We start from the raw sequence: 14,944 nt of genomic DNA, 5'->3' as shown, positions 1-14,944 counted from the left end.
GTTTATGCAGGGTATTCGGGAGGTGCAAGTTTTGAGGTGGGGAAGACCAGGGTGCCCGCTCCCACGGCGGAGAGGGTGGGGGCCTCGAGGTCCAGGCGGTAGGCCAGGACCTGGCCCCTCCGGCCGTTGAGGAGGGGGCTGAGGCTCGCCACCACCTCCACGGCGTCCACGCGGGTGGGATTCCCTCCCAAAAGGGCTAAGGCAGCCTCCGGCTCGCCCTGGGCAAGCCTTTCCAGAAAGGCTAGGTCCCGCCTCCTGGCCTCCTCCGCCAAGGGGCGGGAAAAGGGCTTGTCGCCAAAACGGGGCCCCACGTGGGAGAGGTCCACCGCTAGGACCACCAGGCCGGGGTGGTCCTTGAGGACCATCTTCAGAGCTTCCCCCAGCTCGGGGCTTCGCCGGGCGACCAGGAGGGGAAGGACCCTGGCCCGGGGGAAGGTTCCCTTGAGGAAGAAAAGGGGTAGCTCCAGGCTGTGCTCCTCCCGGAAGGCCAGGGGGGTGTTGAAAAGCTCGTAAGGCAGGAGGGCGTCCAGGGCCTGCAGGGCCCCAAGGTCGGGCTCCGCAGGGCCAAAGGGGGTCTGGAAGGGAACGGGAAGGCCGGCGGCCTTCTCCTTGAGGGGCCGGTGGGCTACCCCCACCAGGTAGATCCGCTCCGGCTCTGGGGTTCCTTCCAAGGCGGCCAGGGCGGCTCCGTAGGCCTCGGGCACCCGGCTCGGCTCCAGGTGGGGAAGCAGGAGGATGGAGGGGCCCCCTTGGGGCCTAGGCCCCGGGAAGCTGGCCCGGAAGGCCTCGAGGAAGGCCCGGGCCTCCCTTTCCCCTTGGGGGTAGGAAAGCCCTGCCAGGCGCATGGGGCGCTCTTTCCTTAGGCTTTCCTCCTCCTCTTTCAGGCGCCTTTCCACCTCTTCCGTAAGCACAAGTCCTGCCTCCTCCAGGGCCTTTAGGAGGCCTTCCAGCTCCTGCCTGGGCACCAGGACCCCATGGGCCTTGAAGACCTCCTCCTGGACTTCTTCTAGGGTTTTTCCCTCCATTAGGGAGACGAGAAAAAGCCCCCCTTCCGTGAGGGCCACGGGCTTGGGGAAGACCCTGTAGGGGTCGCTGAGGAGGAAGCCCCCTTCCACCGGGGTGATCTGGGGTTCACGCAGGCGTATTCGTTCCATCGCCCTTCCAATATAGGAGAAAGGCCCTGGCCTCTTCCCGGGTGCGCACCTTTCCCTCCGCCTGGGCCAGGAGGAGGGCCTCCAGGGCTCTTCCCACCTGGGGACCGGGCTTGAGGTCCAGAAGGGCCATCACCTCCTCCCCGGAGAGGAGGGGGCGTTCGGGGAGGGGCTCGGAGAGGGTTTCCCGGTAGGCCTCCAATACCTCCCAGGCTTCCCTCTCCACACCTTTCGTGCCCAGGCGGTCTGCTGCCATGAGGTAGGGGAGGGCGGGGAGGAGGTCTTTGCGCCGGAAGTAGAAGCGGCGAAGGGCCTGTTCCCCCTCAGGAGGGCGGTCCATGTGCCGTCGCACCAGGGCTTTGGCCCTCTCCACCGTTTCCTTTGGGAACCGCAGCCATTCCAGGGAAGCTCCCGTCACCTCGGCCCCTACCTCCGCATGGCCGAGGAAGCGGAAGCGGCCCGCTTCCGGGTCAAAGCGACGGGTCAGGGGCTTGCCCACATCATGGTAAAGGGCGGCCAGCCGGGCCTCCAAGGGGGCCTCGGGCCAAAGCCAGGCCAGGTGGAAAAGCACGGAGAGGGTGTGCTGCCAGCCATCCAGATGGTGAACACCCCCCTGCTTAAGACCCACCAGGAGGCGGAGCTCAGGTAGGTAGACGTCCAAGAGACCCGTGCGCTTCAGCAGGTGAAGGCCCCAGGCTGCCCTGGGGGAGAGGAGGAGTCGGCTCAGTTCCTCCCTCACCCGCTCCCGGGCGGGAAGGGCCTCGAGGTGGGCCTGGAGGAAGCGGGCGTGACGGGAAAGGGCGTCTCGGGTTTCCCCGGGCAGGCCAAGGCCCAGGCTGGCGGCCAGGCGCACCGCGCGGAGGCTTCGGAGATGGTCCTCGTAAAGATTGGCCTCCTCTACGGGAACCAGCACCCTCCTGTTCAGGTCCTCGTCCGCCCCACGGATGCCGAGGATGCGGTTTTGCCTCCAGAAAAGAGCGTTAAGGCGGAAGTCCCGCTTGAGGAGGTCTTCCTCCAGGCTCCCCTCCAAGGGGGAGAAGTCCAGGACGAGGCCACCCGTGACCAGGCGGTACTGGCCCCGCTCCTCGTCCAAGGGGAACAGGGTGCCCCCCAGGTGGGTTTGGGCATCCTGTGCCGCCTTCCTTGGGTCCTCCGCCGCGAAGTCCAGGTCCTGGGGCCTCCTTCCCAGAAGGAGGTCCCTTAGGGCACCCCCCACGGGGATGGCCCCCTTGGGGGTATAAAAGGGGAAGTCCCTATGGGCGATCGGGCGAAGCACCCCATCATTATCGGCATCACCGGGAACATCGGAAGCGGCAAGAGCACGGTGGCCGCTCTCCTACGGTCCTGGGGCTACCCGGTCTTGAACCTGGATGAGCTGGCGGCACGGGCCAGGGAGAACAAGAAGGCGGAGCTTAAGCGGCTTTTCCCGGAGGCCTTTGCGGGCGGGGAGCTGGACCGGAGGGCGCTGGCCCAGCTGGTCTTTTCCGACCCGGAAAGGCTTAAGGTCCTCGAGGACCTCCTCCACCCCGAGGTGCGGAGGCTTTTGGCCGGGGAGCTGGCCCGCATAAAAGCCCCCTTGATCTTCCTGGAAATCCCCCTGCTTTTCGAGAAGGGGTGGGAGGCCCGTCTGGATGGAACCCTTTTGGTGGCGGCTCCTTTGGAGGAGCGGGTGAGGCGGGTGGTGGCCCGCTCCGGGCTTTCCCCAGAGGAGGTCCTGGCTCGGGAAAGGGCCCAGATGCCCGAGGAGGAGAAGAGGAAGCGGGCCACCTGGGTTTTGGAGAACCGAGGGGGGCTTAAGGAGCTGGAGGAGGGGCTGAGGGAGATCCTGGCCCGGATCCAGGAGCGTTTTGGGCTAAGCTAAAGGGCATGCGGGTGGCCTTGGTATCGGGGGCGAGCCGGGGGATTGGGGAGGCCATCGCCCGGCTTCTCCACGCTAAAGGGTACAGGGTGGGGCTTTTTGCCCGGGATGGGAGAAGGCTTGAGGCCTTGGCCTCGGAGCTGGGGGAGGGAGCCATGGCCTTGCCCGGAGACGTGCGTTTCTTTGCGGACTGGCAGAAGGCGGTGGCGGGCCTCTTGGAGGCCTACGGCCAGCTGGACCTCCTGGTCAACAACGCCGGGATTGGCGTGATGAAGCCCGTGGCTGAGCTCAGCGAGGAGGAGTTCCGCCAGGTTTTGGAGGTGAACCTGGTGGGACCCTTTTTGGGCCTCAAGGCGGCTTTGCCAGCCCTCTTGGCCTCGAGGGGGGTGGTGGTGAACATCGCCAGCCTGGCGGGCAAGAATGCCTTCAAGGGCGGGGCTGCCTACAACGCCAGCAAGTTCGGGCTTTTGGGCCTCATGGGGGCGGCCATGCTGGAGCTCCGGGAGGCCGGCGTGCGGGTGGTGAATATCCTGCCAGGCTCGGTGGACACGGGCTTTGCCGGCAACACCCCGGGGGCCTCCTGGAAGCTTTCCCCTCTTGATGTGGCCCAGGCGGTGCTTTTCGCGGCGGAGATGCCGGAAAGGGCTATGGTGAGCGAGATAGAGCTCCGTCCCACCCATACCGCTCCCAGGGTGGGCTAAGCTAAGGCCATGGCCTTGCCCAAGAAGCTTCAGGAAGCCCTGGATCTGATTCGGGCCATGCCCAAGGAGCTCAAGGCCCAGGTGCTTCTGGAATACGCCAAAAAGGTACCCACCCCGCCTCCTGGGGTGGAGCTGGAACGGGTTCATGAATGCCAGACCCCCTTCTTCCTTGGGGCGGAGGTGGAGGGGGGAAGGGTTAGGCTTTACTTCTTCGTTCCCGATGAAGCCCCCACGGTGAAGGCCTTTGCGGGTCTTCTGAAGGAAGGCCTCGAGGGCGAGCCTCCAGAGGCCGTGCTGGCGGTACCCCCCACCTTCTACCAGGGGGCAGGGCTGGAGGAGCTCCTCACCCCCTTGCGCCTAAGGGGCCTCGAGGCGGCCCTTTTGCGGCTTCAAGGCCAGGTGCAAAGGGCCCTTTCCTAGATGTTCGTAGCCCTTCTCCTTGGGTACTTCCTGGGAAGCTTGCCCATCGCCTTCTGGTTCGGAGCTCTAAGGGGAAGAAACCTTCTCCAGGAAGGCTCGGGCAACCCAGGGGCCTTGAACGCTTACCGGGTGCTGGGGCCGGTGCCGGGGTTCATGGTTCTCCTCCTGGACCTCTTTAAGGGAATCCTGGCGGTGGCCCTGGGGGAGGGAGTGGGGGGAAGCCCTCTGGGTGGCCTTGCCGGGGGCGTGGGGGCGGTGTGGGGGCATGCCTTTTCCCCCTGGCTCCTCTTCAAGGGGGGAAAGGGCTTGGCCGCGGGGGCCGGGGTGCTCTTTGCCGTGGATCCCCGGCTTCTCTTCCTTTCCCTCCTGCTTTTCGCTATCCTTTTCGCCCTTTTCCGAAAGCCCTACCGCGTGGCCCTGGCCGTGGCCCTGGCCCAGCCCTTCATGGCCAGTTTCCTGCACCCGGCTCCCGCTTACCTCCTTTTCGGGTTGGGGCTTGGTCTTCCCGTGGCCTTACGCCACCTCAAGGACTGGCACCGCTAGTCAGTAGGGGAGGGGCCAGGTGCGGAAGTAGTTGCGGATCCTTCCCCAAAGACCCACCAATCCCAGGGGTTCCAGGATCAGAAAGGCCAGGATGAGGAGGCCGAAGACCACGTTGCGCCAGGCCGCCAGGGTGGCGGCGTACTGGGGGCCAAGGGACCCCACAAGGCTGTTTAAGACCTCGGGGATGAGGAGTACGAAGAAGGCTCCCAAAATCGCCCCCAGCACCGTGCCTGCCCCGCCCACGATGACCATGGCCAGGTACTGGATGCTCACCATGAGGGGGAAGTACTCGGGGGTTACCGCCTTGTAAAGCTGGGCCAGAAGCCCTCCGGCCACCCCGGCGTAAAAGGCAGAGAGGGCGAAGGCCAAGAGCTTTACCCGTACCAGGTCTACCCCCGCCACCCGGGCGGAGAGGTCGTTGTCCCGCACGGCCATGAAGGCGCGGCCCGCCCGGGTCATGAGGAGGCGCTTGCCGTAAAAGAACAGGGGTAGGGCGAACACGAGCACCAGGTACCAGAGCCTCCCAGGGGTGTCCAGGACGAAGCCGAATAGCTCCGCAGGGGGCAGGGTCCGCCCCCGGATGCCCCCCGTGACCGCTTCCCAGTTTTTGAAGACGTAATCCGCCAGAAACTGGAAGGCTAGGGTAGCGATGGCCAAGTACACCCCCTTGATGCGCAAGGAGGGAAGGCCCAGCACGAGACCCAAGAGGGCGGCGATGCCTCCCCCGAGGAGGATGCCCAAGGGGGCCAAGGGACCGTAGAGGTGGCTTGCAGCATAGGCTCCCACCCCCATGAAGGCGGCGTGGCCCAAGGAGATCTGCCCCGCACCCCCCACCAGGAGGTGGAGCCCCAAGGCGCTTAAGGCCCCGATGGCCACCAGGGTGGTCACGTACATGGGATAGGGGGGAAGGAGGAGGGGAAGAAGAAGGAGGAAAACCAGGAAAACCCCCAGGGCCAAACGCCCCAGGGGCGTGCTGGCGTAGGCTTCGTCCTGCCGGTAGGTTTCCCGCACCGAACGGGCAAAGCGGCGGCTAAAGGCGTCGGTAAGCTGTTTGGCAAGGCGGTACATCCTAGACCTCCTGCACCTCCAAGGTGGCCTCGAGCCTCCCTTCCCCCTCGAGGTAGCGGATGGGGAGCACCACCTCCACCCGTCCCCCCTCCCCGTAGAGGGCCTGGATCACCGGGCCGTAGCGGGCCTCCACCACCTGGCGCCGCACCTTGCGGGTGCGGGTGATCTCCTCGTCGTCGGGGTGAAGCTCCTTGGGGAGGATGGCGAAGCGCTGGATCTTCAGCTTGTCGGGGAGGGTTTTGTTCACCATGCGGATTTCCTCGGCAATCAGGGCCTTGACCTCGAGCCTTTCCGTGAGGGACAGATAAGTGGTAAACGGGATGCCCCGCTTCCTGGCCCAGTTCTGCACGTTTTCCGGATCCAGCTCGATGAGGGCCGTGACAAAGGGTCTTCCGTGCCCCAGCACCACGGCCTCGCGGATATAGGGGGAGTACTTTAGGCGGTTTTCCAAAAACTGCGGGGCAAAGCGGGTGCCATCCGCAAGGGCACCCACCTCCTTAACCCGGCCCAGGATCACCAGGTGCCCCCGCTCGTCGAAGAAGCCCGCATCCCCGGTGCGGAAGAAGCCATCCTCGGTGAAGGTCTCCGCGGTGGCCTTTTCCTGGCGGAAATAACCCTGGAAGACCTGGGGCCCTTTCACCAGGATCTCCCCTTCCTCGCTGATGCGCACCTCCGTACGGGGGAGAGGGGGGCCCACGGTTTCCGGAGGGGCATCCCCGGTGGCGTGGGCGGTGGTGGCGGCGGCGGTTTCCGACTGGCCGTAGACCTGGCGGATGTCCAGGCCTAAGGCGCGGAAGAAGGTGAACACCTCTGGGCCCAGGGGGGCTCCTCCGGTGACGGCGATGCGGCAGGCGGCAAGGCCCAGCCTGGCCCTGAGGGGCCTGGCGATCAGGGGATAGAAGAGGGCCCGCTTGAGGTTGAGCCAAAGGCCCACCCTCTCCCCCCGGAACTCCCGCCTAGCCCCCTCTAGGAGAGCTTCCATCCCCACCCGGTAGAAGAAAGCCTTTAGGAGGTCGGCGTCCGCCATGCGGCTTTGGATGAGGCTGGCCATATCCTCCCAAAGCCTGGGCGGGGCCAGGAAGAAATCGGGCTGGACCTCCTTAAGATCCTCCCGGAGGGTGGTGGGGTCCTCGGGGAAGTGCACGGTGGAGCCCTCCACCAAGCCCTGCACCACGGTGAGCATCTGCTCCCCGATCCAGGGGAGGGGCAGGTAGCTGAAGACCCAGGCTCCCCGTTGGAAGCCCAAGGCCTGGCGCAGGGCTTGGTGTCCCGCCAGAAGGTTTTCGTGTGAGAGCATGGCCAGCTTGCTCCTTCCCGTGGTGCCCGAGGTGGAGGCGAGGAGGGCGGTTTCCTCGGAGCGGCGCTTTTTGAGAGCCTCTTCCCCCACCTTGGGATCCCCGAAGGCCTGGCTAAACCGGAGCACCTTGCCCTGGAAGTGGCGGGACATTCCCGCTTCCTCCCAGACCAGGACGAAGTCCACCAGGTGCAGGTGGGGGTAGACCTTGTCCAGCTGCTCCTCGTCGGAAACCACGATGCCCTTGGCCCCGGTGAACTCCAGGAAGTAGCCCACCTCCTCGGGCATGGCGTCCGCGTAGATGCCCATGGGAAGGGCTCCTAAGCTTTGGGCGGCCAGCTCGGCTTCCACCCACTCAGGAGCGTTATGCCCCAGGATGGCCAGGACCTCCCCTTCCCGGAGGCCTAAGGCCCAAAGCCCCCCTGCGAGGCTAAGGGTACGCTCCAAAAGCTCCTTCCAGGAGGTTTTCTGCCAGATCCCAAGCCGCTTCACCCGTAAGGCGGGGGCATGGGGCCTTTCCTTGGCGTGATGGTACAGGTAGGCAAGCAGCGTTCCTTCCATAGTGCCTCAAACCTGCCCCAGGTAGGCTTCTGCTACCTTGGGATCCTGGCGCACCCCTTGCGGGGGGCCATGGTAGAGAACCTCCCCGTAGGAGAGGACCAGGACCCTGTCGGAGAGCTCCAAGACCGCCCTTAGGTCGTGCTCCACCCAGAGGAGGGTTACCCCCCATTCCTCCCGGGCGTCCAGGAGGAAGCGGGCCAGGTCCTGCTTTTCCTCCAGGGAAAGCCCGGCCATGGGCTCGTCCAGGAGGAGGAGCTTGGGCCGGCTGGCCAGGGCCCGGGCCACCTCCACCCGCTTCTGCAGGCCGTAGGGAAGCATTCCGGCGGGGGCGTGGCGGAAAGGGGAGAGGTGGAGGTAGTCCAGAACCTCCTCGGCCCAGGCCCTGAGCCGCCATTCCCGCTCGGCCCGGGGTAGGGCCAGGGGGTACGAAGGAAGGGCCAGCTCGGCTCCCAGCTTCACGTTGTCCAAAACGCTCATGCCCCGGAAGATCTCCAGGCCCTGGAAGGTACGCCCCAAACCCATGCGGGACCTCTCCTGGGGGCTTTTCCCCCTGAGGCTTTGGCCCAGGAAGATCACCTCGCCCTTATCGGGCTCATACACCCCGGAAAGCACGTTGAGAAGCGTGGTTTTCCCAGCCCCGTTGGGTCCTATCACCGCGAAGAACTCACCTTGGGCAACGCTAAACTCCACTCCCGTTAGGGCCTTTACCCCTTTGAAGGAGAGGTGGAGGTTCTTGGCCTCGAGGATCACACCCACCGCTTCCTCCTCCGGTAGCGCTTAGCCTGGCGGAAGCCGACTTCCTCCTTGCCCAGGTAGAACTCCATCACGTCCTGGTCCTCCTGGGCGGTTTTGGCGTCGCCTTCAAACACCACCCGGCCCCGCTCCATGACGTAAACCCGATCCACAATGGCCAGGGCTGCTCGGGCGTTCTGCTCCACCAAAAGAAGGCTCAGGTTTTTCTCCCGCCTTAAGGCCTCCAGGGTGCGCATCACCTCCTCCACCAGCTTGGGGGCTAGGCCCAGGGAAGGCTCGTCCACCACCAGCACCTTGGGCCGGGTGAGGAGGGCCATGCCCAAGAGGAGCATCTGCTGTTCGCCCCCGGAAAGGTAGCCGGCCTGCTCATGGCGCCTTTCGTAGAGCCGAGGAAAACGGGCGAATACCTCCTCCATGCCTTCCCTAAGTTCCCGGGGAGGGAGGCGGTGGCCGGCGGCTACCAGGTTCTCCACGGGGGTCAGATAGCGGAAGAGGGGACGCCCCTCGAGGACCGCGGTGAGCCCCAGACCCGTGATGCGCACGGGATCCAGATGGGTGGCCTCCTGGCCGAACAGGCGCACGTGTCCATCCAGCACCCTTCCCTCAAACTTGGGAAGAAGCCCAGCCACCGCCCGCACTAAGGAGCTCTTGCCAGCTCCATTGGGCCCGAGGAGGGCCACGGCTTCCCCCTCCCTTACCTCCAGGGACACCCCATCCAGGGCCAGGATCACTCCCCGGTAGACCACCTTGAGGTTTTCTACGGATAGGACCATGTCATTTCCCTCCTGTACCTTTTCGCTCGGCCATAAGGCCTGGAGAAGGCCTTTACCGGGGCCCCCCACCTTGGCGCAAGCCAAGGTGGGGGGGTATCACACCCGCTCAATCTGCCGCTCACCCAGTAGGCCATAGGGGCGCACCAGAAGCACCAGGAGTACCACCACGAAGGGCAAGGCCTCGGTGAAGCCGGGGAGGACAGGTTCCAGGTGGCGTTGGGAAAGGGCCTCAAGGATCCCCAAAATGAAGCCTGCCAAAAGGGCCCCACCCACCGAGTCCAACCCGCCCAGGATGGCCACGGGGAAGACTTTGAGGCCCAGGAAGACCAGGTTAGGGCCTACCCCGCTGGCCACCGCCAAAAGGGCTCCCGCCAGGGTGGCCAGGAGGGCCGAGACTCCCCAGACCCCGGCCAGGATCCGGGCCGTGGGGATCCCTAAGGCCAAGGCGGCCACCTCCTTTTCGGAAATGGCCCGTACCAGGATCCCGTACCGGCTCCTCCTAAGGAGCCAGAGGAGGAAGAGGCCCAGAGGCAAGGCCAGGAGTAGGTTCCATAGGGCCCTGGAGGGTACGAACACCTCCCCCAACTGGAAGCCGAGCTGGGGGAGTTCCCCGCTGAGGTACTTGAGATCCGGCCCCCAGGCCAGCTGGACCCCACCGTCCAGGGCCGCGGCCAATCCGATGGTGGCCATGATCACCGCCACCACGTTCCGCCCCAAGAGGGGCCGCACGAAACCCCGCTCCACCAGGAGGCCGAAGAGAAAGGCCACGGGTAGGGCGGCCAGCATGGCCAGGGGAAGGGGCAGGAAAAGGGCGAAGGTGTAGGTGAGGTAAGCCCCCAGCAGCAGGAACTCGCCGATGGCGAAGTTCACCACGCTGGTGGCCCGGTAGACCAGGACGAAGCCCAGGGCCAGGAGGCCGTAGAGAGCCCCGTTAGCTAGGCCACCGATGAGGTAGGGTAGAAGGTCGGACATAGGTTCTTCGAGAACACTCCCGGTTAGTTCCGGCCTAGGAGTGGATTGGGGCTAGGCCAGTTTAAGCCAGTCGGTGATGGCGTTGAAGCGGCCGTCCTTTACACTGGCCCGATAGAGCTTGGTGTAGGGAAGGCGGTGGTTCACAAACTGGTAGCTCCGCTGCAGACCCAGGCCGTTATAGTCCCCTAGCTTTTCCAGGTACTCCACCAGCCCGGCCCGTGTGAGCTTGCCCGCTCCGGCGGCCCGGCGCATGGCCTCGGCGATGGCCAGGACCACCGCCAGGCTTCCCATGTAGTAGGTGGGGCGGTAGGAGGTATCCCGGCCCTTCCTTTGGCGGAACTTCCGCATCTCGTCCACCGCGGGCACCAGGGTGTCGTACCAGTAAGCGTTGTGGTAGGTGACGGTGAAGCCTTCGGCAGCAGGGCCTGCCCGCTGGATGAGGGCCAGCTCCGCGGAGTAATAGGTGCCCATGAACTGGGCCTGCAGGCCCTGTTCCCGTGCGGTGCGGAGGATCAGGGGTTCCACCGAGAGGGCATAGCCCTGGAGGATGACGAAATCGGGGTTCGCCCGGCGGAGGTTCAACACCACCGGGGTGGCGTCGGTGAAGGCCGGGGGCGTCACCTCCTCATGCACCACCTCCATGCCGAGGGCCTTGGCCCTTTCCTTGGCGTAGGGGATGGGGTCGCGCCCGAATTCGGTGTTGGAGTAGACCAAGGCGATCCTGGCCCGGCCCTTTTGCAGGCGGATCTGCCGCAGGAGGGCCTCCATCATGTCGTTGTAGGTGGGGCCGAAGACGAAGATGGTGGGGTAGGTCTTGGGGTCGGCCAGTTCGCTGGAGAAGCTGGTGGCGGAGTAGGGAAGGCCCATGCGGGCGATTTCCGGGGCCAGAGCCTTGGAAAGTCCGGTGGAGTCCCCGTACACAAAGAGGAGCTCGTCAGGGCGCTCCCGGGACACCACCCGGTTGAAGGCGGCGGTTCCCTTGGCCACGTCGTAGCCGGTGTCCTCCACGATGAGCTCCAGCCTGCGCCCGCTGATGCCGCCTTGGACCTCGTTCACGTAGTCCACCCCGTCCACGAACCCCTCCCGACCCGCATTGCCGGCAAAGGCAAAGGGCCCCGTCAAGGGCAGAAGGGCAGCCAGCTTCACCGGCCTGGCCTGGGCCATGGCGATGTAGGGCATGCCCAGGGCCGCCAACGCACCCACACCCAGCTTCCTTAAAAACTCCCTGCGCTTCATGTTGCGCCTCCTTTCCGGTTGTGCTCGGTGCAACCATACCATGACCGCTCTCCTTCGGCAAGTCCCGAAGCCTCAGCCCAGCGGGCCGCCGGTTGCAAAGGGGGCGTCGTCACCTAGAAGGCACCGGGGATGCGGGTACCTTGTCCCTGCCAACCGGTCGGTTGGTAGCATTTTACCGGCCTGGGGCTTTCCGTCAAGGGGCTGGGCTCCCCTTTTGGGGCGGGTGGCCCCAGGCCAGCCTCGAGGCCCTAGGATGGGATCATGCGTTGGCATGCGGTTTACCGCCGTTTTGTCCTGGGCCGCCACTACCGCTTTGCCCGCGAGGCCCTTGTGCCCCATTTCTTCGATGCCCTCACCGCCTATGCCATGGAGCTTGCCCGCCTGGGCCTTCCTCGTGTCGATACAGCGGTGACGGCTTTGCAGGAACTCCGTACCCTGCCCTTACCCAGCTTTACGGGGGAGGTGGAGGATGTCTTCTTCTCCATCTACTCCCAGCTTGCCGAGCACTGGGGGGAGGAGGTGGCGGGGGCCATACGCCGGGGGCTTTCCCGCAACGACCTGGACCTCACCGCTTTCCGCGCTTACCTGAGGGACCGCACGGTGGCCTTGCTGGGGGATTTCCTCCGCCTTCGGGCAGCCATGCTCCAGGTGGCCGAGGCCCATTCTGGGGTACCCCTGGTCCTCCGCACCCACCACCGGCCCGCCCAGCCCTCTACCCTGGACCACTACCTGCTGGGGATAACGGCGCTTTTGGAGAGGGATTTCCACCGTTTGAAACAGGCTTTGGATACCCTGGACCGCTGCCCTTTGGGGGCCAGCGCCCTAGCAGGCAACCCCTACCCTGTGGACCGGAGGCGGCTCGCTAGCCTCTTGGGATTTGCGGGGCCGGTGGAGAACACCCTGGATGCGGTGGCCTCGGGGGATTACGCCTTGGAGCTGGCCTCGGCCCTGGCGGGGCTGGGTACCACCCTCTCCCGCTTCCTCACCGACCTCTTGGGCCTGGCGGAGCGGGGGGCCTTCGTGGTGGGGGAGGGTCTGGCCCAGGGTTCCAGCTTCATGCCCCAGAAGCGGAACCCGGTGGTGCTGGAGCATGCCCGTATCCATGCGGGCCAGCTGGTGGGTGGGGTGGGTACGCTGGCGTTTTTGAACCACAACACCCCCTTCACCGACCTGAACGACCACTCCACCGGGGTGCTGGAGCCGTTGACGGCCCTTTTGGAAAGCGCCGAGGCAGCCTTGGAGCTTACCCGGGTGGCCCTCGAGGAAAGCCAGTTTGAGCCAGCCCTCCTCCTCGAGGAGCTTTCCCCGGAGGTCCTGGCCTCGGAGGCGGTGGATCTGTTGGTGCGCAAGGGGGTACCCCTTGCCGAGGCTTACCGGCGGGTACAGGGGGCCCTGCCTGGGGTTAGGCCGGAGCTCTTGGGGGTGGAGCGGGAGGAGCTCATCGCCTGGATGAGCCTCGAGGGCTTCTTTGCCCGCCGGGAGGTCCTGGGGGGTGTGGGGCCCAGGGCCCGGGCGGAGGCGTTGGCCCGGGCCAGGAGGCGGCTCAAGGAAGACTGGAAGGCCCTAGCGGCCCTGAGGGCCCGGGTGCGCCTGGCCCGGCGCCTGTTGGCCAAGGGGCCTGAGGGTTTCCAGGCGGAGGAAGGCGAGAAGGCTTCGGACCAAAAGGGGCAGATAGAAGGCCAGAAGCACCAGGAAGAGCCCCTGGGCTAAGAGGTGCAGGAGTAGGCTGTCCAGGCCCTCGGCCAAGGCCCTGGTGGCCAGGGCGAAGGCCGCCATGGGGAAGACGAAGGCCCATAGCCCGGGCTGGAACCCTAACCGCACCCGGTGGAGGAGAAGGTTTTCCAGGAAAAGGGCCATGGCCAGGACAAACCACCACCCGCCCAGGCCCCATAGGGCGATCCCGAAGAGGTATAGGCCCTCGAGGTTTCCTGGGAACAGACCCAGGGCCTTGGCGCCCTTAAGGAGGGAGAGGGGAGCGAGGATCCCCACCCCCACCGGGGCCAGGCCGATGAAAAAGCCGGGTACCAGCTCGGGGGCCGGGCGTTCGTGGGCGTAGAGGCGGGCCAGGAGGTTCGCCCCCACCCAGAGGAAGAGGATGAGGCCAAGCCCCAGGAACATGAGCATCCAGTAGAACGCCTCCTTGGCCCAAGGGCCCATAAGGGGCAGGAGAGGGCCTCCCGCCAGGGGTACCACCACGGAGGACACCGGCGGGATAAACCAGGTGCCGTTGGCGGCCTCGAAGGGAAGGCGCATGCGGGTGAAGATCAAATAGCTGAGAAGGAGGCTCAGGAGGAGGACCAGGGGTGAGCCCACGGCGAAGAGGATCAGGGCTAGCCCTCCTTGCCCCAAAACCTCGTGGGTCGCCAGGCTGAAGAGCAAAAAGGCCAGGGGAAAGGTGGCGTAGAGCTGGGAAAGGAGGGGATGATGGAGTTCCTCCCAGACCCGGTCCCGGTGGCCGAAAAGTTTCGCCAGGAATATACCCAGGCTTGCGAGGAAGAGAAGGGCCACCACACCGTAATTCACCAGGGCCAGGGCCTCGAGGCCAAAGCGGTGGAGAACAAGGGCCATCCCGCTTCCCCCCATGACCATGGCGAACCAGGCGGGATGAAAGAAACGAACGCTCATGCCCCCCATCATCAGATAGGGGTGGGGGGTATGTCAACGGGTGCGGAAGTATTCCACGGTGAGCCGGATGCCCTCCTGGAAACCCACCTCGGGCCGCCAGCCGTGGGCCATGAGCTTCAAGGGAGAGAGCACGCTTCTTTCCAGATCACCGGGACGCGGGGGGGCTGGGTTGACCTGGGGGGTCTGTCCGGCGGCCTTGGCCACAGCCTCCAGGACCTCCAAGGTGGTGTGCCCCTCCCCCGTTCCCACGTTGTAGATTCCCTCCAGGCCCTTTAGGGCCAGGTTGTGGGCCCGCACCACGTCGGCCACGTAAATGTAGTCCCGCACGCACCCTTCGTCCCCCGGGGTCCTTCTGGCGTAGAGGGTTACCGGCTCTCCCTTGAGAACCCTTTCCGAGAAAATGGCCACTACCCCGGCCTCCCCGTGGGGGTCCTGCCGGGGGCCGTACACGTTGCCGTAGCGCAGGGAGACCCACTTGAGCCCGTAGTTTTGCCCGTAAGCGGAGAGGTAGTGCTCAAAGGAGGCCTTGCTGGCGGCGTAGGGGCTTTTGGGTTTGGGGGGCCAGGTTTCCTCGGCCCGTTCCCCCTCGGGCACCTCCCCGTAGATGGCCCCGCCCGTGGAGGCGAAGACCATTTTTTCCGCTCTCCACTTGCGCATGGCCTCGAGGAGGTTCAGGCCGCCCAGAAGGTTCACCTCAAAGTCCAAAAGGGGGTTTTCCACGCTCACCTTCACCGAGGCCTGGGCTGCCTGGTGGGAGACGTGGGTGGGGCGGAACTCGCGGAAGACCCGCTCCACCCCTTCCCGGTCCCTCAGGTCCACCTTGTAGAAGTAAATACCCTTGGGGACGTTTTCCCGCTTGCCCGCGGAGAGGTTGTCCAGGACGGCCACCTCCACGCCCTCCTGCACAAGGCTTTCCACGATGTGGCTTCCAATGAACCCGGCACCGCCCGTGACCAGTACGCGCATGGGGCACCTCCAAAAAACCCGGG

14 protein-coding genes and 2 pseudogenes are annotated in these 14,944 nt (G+C 65.4%); 5 read left to right on the top strand and 11 right to left on the bottom strand.

Annotated elements, in window-relative coordinates; translation table 11 throughout:
• Positions 1–2: 2 nt before the first annotated feature.
• Entirely contained in the window at positions 3–1,154 is a 1,152-nt protein-coding gene (gene amrB / locus C2847_RS08255) for an AmmeMemoRadiSam system protein B (RefSeq protein ID WP_164835678.1), read from the bottom strand.
• Positions 1,132–2,427 (bottom strand): HD domain-containing protein, encoded by a 1,296-nt coding sequence (locus tag C2847_RS08250; RefSeq protein ID WP_105317946.1) that lies wholly within the window; start codon positions 2,425–2,427, stop codon positions 1,132–1,134. Before C2847_RS08250 ends, amrB begins: the two co-directional genes overlap by 23 nt.
• On the opposite strand from C2847_RS08250, the gene coaE reads away from it, so the two are divergent.
• From coaE to C2847_RS08230, 4 genes are read left to right on the top strand one after another with little or no spacing between them, the layout of a single operon-like run.
• Positions 2,407–3,012, top strand: coding sequence for a dephospho-CoA kinase (coaE, locus tag C2847_RS08245; protein WP_105317945.1), 606 nt, complete (start codon positions 2,407–2,409; stop codon positions 3,010–3,012). The two genes, C2847_RS08250 and coaE, sit on opposite strands and share 21 nt — an antisense overlap.
• Positions 3,013–3,017: 5 nt before the next feature.
• A complete protein-coding gene (locus C2847_RS08240) occupies positions 3,018–3,710 on the top strand; it encodes an SDR family oxidoreductase (protein ID WP_105317944.1) in 693 nt (230 codons plus the stop codon).
• Between the two features lie 9 nt (positions 3,711–3,719).
• Positions 3,720–4,130, top strand: coding sequence for a SufE family protein (locus tag C2847_RS08235; RefSeq protein ID WP_105317943.1), 411 nt, complete (start codon positions 3,720–3,722; stop codon positions 4,128–4,130).
• Entirely contained in the window at positions 4,131–4,673 is a 543-nt protein-coding gene (locus tag C2847_RS08230) for a glycerol-3-phosphate acyltransferase (RefSeq protein WP_105317942.1), read from the top strand.
• Here C2847_RS08230 and C2847_RS08225 read toward each other — a convergent pair whose 3' ends face one another.
• The 7 genes and pseudogenes from C2847_RS08225 to C2847_RS08200 form a co-directional block, all read right to left on the bottom strand.
• Complete coding sequence (locus tag C2847_RS08225; protein ID WP_105317941.1) at positions 4,674–5,741, bottom strand: branched-chain amino acid ABC transporter permease; 1,068 nt, start codon at positions 5,739–5,741, stop codon at positions 4,674–4,676. It abuts the gene before it with no gap.
• 1 nt (position 5,742) lies between these two features.
• A complete protein-coding gene (locus C2847_RS08220; protein ID WP_105317940.1) occupies positions 5,743–7,596 on the bottom strand; it encodes an AMP-binding protein in 1,854 nt (617 codons plus the stop codon).
• Positions 7,597–7,602: 6 nt separating this feature from the next.
• A complete protein-coding gene (locus tag C2847_RS13045) occupies positions 7,603–7,830 on the bottom strand; it encodes an ABC transporter ATP-binding protein C-terminal domain-containing protein (protein WP_416376376.1) in 228 nt (75 codons plus the stop codon).
• 6 nt (positions 7,831–7,836) lie between these two features.
• Positions 7,837–8,346, bottom strand: a pseudogene (locus C2847_RS08215) (ATP-binding cassette domain-containing protein); the annotation flags it as partial.
• Positions 8,343–9,122 carry an ABC transporter ATP-binding protein gene (locus tag C2847_RS08210; protein ID WP_105317938.1) on the bottom strand — a complete coding sequence of 260 codons (780 nt, stop codon included), beginning with the start codon at positions 9,120–9,122 and terminating at the stop codon, positions 8,343–8,345. The pseudogene C2847_RS08215 and the gene C2847_RS08210, both read right to left, overlap by 4 nt.
• A 96-nt stretch (positions 9,123–9,218) precedes the next feature.
• A complete protein-coding gene (locus C2847_RS08205; protein ID WP_105317937.1) occupies positions 9,219–10,094 on the bottom strand; it encodes a branched-chain amino acid ABC transporter permease in 876 nt (291 codons plus the stop codon).
• Positions 10,095–10,145: 51 nt separating this feature from the next.
• On the bottom strand, positions 10,146–11,330 hold the full coding sequence (locus tag C2847_RS08200; protein WP_105317936.1) for an ABC transporter substrate-binding protein: 1,185 nt from the start codon (positions 11,328–11,330) through the stop codon (positions 10,146–10,148).
• 261 nt (positions 11,331–11,591) lie between these two features.
• Here C2847_RS08200 and C2847_RS08195 point away from each other — a divergent pair, with 261 nt between their 5' ends.
• A complete protein-coding gene (locus tag C2847_RS08195; protein WP_105317935.1) occupies positions 11,592–13,040 on the top strand; it encodes a lyase family protein in 1,449 nt (482 codons plus the stop codon).
• Here C2847_RS08195 and C2847_RS12585 read toward each other — a convergent pair.
• Positions 13,041–13,898 (bottom strand): annotated as a pseudogene (locus tag C2847_RS12585) (SLAC1 family transporter); the annotation flags it as partial.
• Between the two features lie 90 nt (positions 13,899–13,988).
• The gene (locus C2847_RS08185) at positions 13,989–14,921 is read right to left on the bottom strand and encodes an NAD-dependent epimerase/dehydratase family protein (protein ID WP_105317933.1); all 933 of its coding nucleotides are present in this window, start codon (positions 14,919–14,921) and stop codon (positions 13,989–13,991) included.
• Positions 14,922–14,944 lie beyond the last annotated feature (23 nt).

It is taken from the genome of Thermus tenuipuniceus, from assembly GCF_002964845.1.
GTDB lineage: Bacteria > Deinococcota > Deinococci > Deinococcales > Thermaceae > Thermus > Thermus tenuipuniceus.
This window is presented reverse-complemented; position numbering and strand designations above follow the sequence as displayed.

What these genes read in the sequence shown, in the direction of transcription:
- C2847_RS08235 (WP_105317943.1), top strand. Translation starts at nt 3,720, where the DNA reads ATGGCCTTGCCCAAGAAGCTTCAGGAAGCCCTGGATCTGATTCGGGCC.
- amrB (WP_164835678.1), bottom strand. Translation starts at nt 1,154, where the DNA reads ATGGAACGAATACGCCTGCGTGAACCCCAGATCACCCCGGTGGAAGGG.
- C2847_RS08225 (WP_105317941.1), bottom strand. Translation starts at nt 5,741, where the DNA reads ATGTACCGCCTTGCCAAACAGCTTACCGACGCCTTTAGCCGCCGCTTT.
- C2847_RS08185 (WP_105317933.1), bottom strand. Translation starts at nt 14,921, where the DNA reads ATGCGCGTACTGGTCACGGGCGGTGCCGGGTTCATTGGAAGCCACATC.
- coaE (WP_105317945.1), top strand. Translation starts at nt 2,407, where the DNA reads ATGGGCGATCGGGCGAAGCACCCCATCATTATCGGCATCACCGGGAAC.
- C2847_RS08220 (WP_105317940.1), bottom strand. Translation starts at nt 7,596, where the DNA reads ATGGAAGGAACGCTGCTTGCCTACCTGTACCATCACGCCAAGGAAAGG.
- C2847_RS08205 (WP_105317937.1), bottom strand. Translation starts at nt 10,094, where the DNA reads ATGTCCGACCTTCTACCCTACCTCATCGGTGGCCTAGCTAACGGGGCT.
- C2847_RS08200 (WP_105317936.1), bottom strand. Translation starts at nt 11,330, where the DNA reads ATGAAGCGCAGGGAGTTTTTAAGGAAGCTGGGTGTGGGTGCGTTGGCG.
- C2847_RS08210 (WP_105317938.1), bottom strand. Translation starts at nt 9,122, where the DNA reads ATGGTCCTATCCGTAGAAAACCTCAAGGTGGTCTACCGGGGAGTGATC.
- C2847_RS13045 (WP_416376376.1), bottom strand. Translation starts at nt 7,830, where the DNA reads ATGGCCGGGCTTTCCCTGGAGGAAAAGCAGGACCTGGCCCGCTTCCTC.
- C2847_RS08230 (WP_105317942.1), top strand. Translation starts at nt 4,131, where the DNA reads ATGTTCGTAGCCCTTCTCCTTGGGTACTTCCTGGGAAGCTTGCCCATC.
- C2847_RS08240 (WP_105317944.1), top strand. Translation starts at nt 3,018, where the DNA reads ATGCGGGTGGCCTTGGTATCGGGGGCGAGCCGGGGGATTGGGGAGGCC.
- C2847_RS08195 (WP_105317935.1), top strand. Translation starts at nt 11,592, where the DNA reads ATGCGTTGGCATGCGGTTTACCGCCGTTTTGTCCTGGGCCGCCACTAC.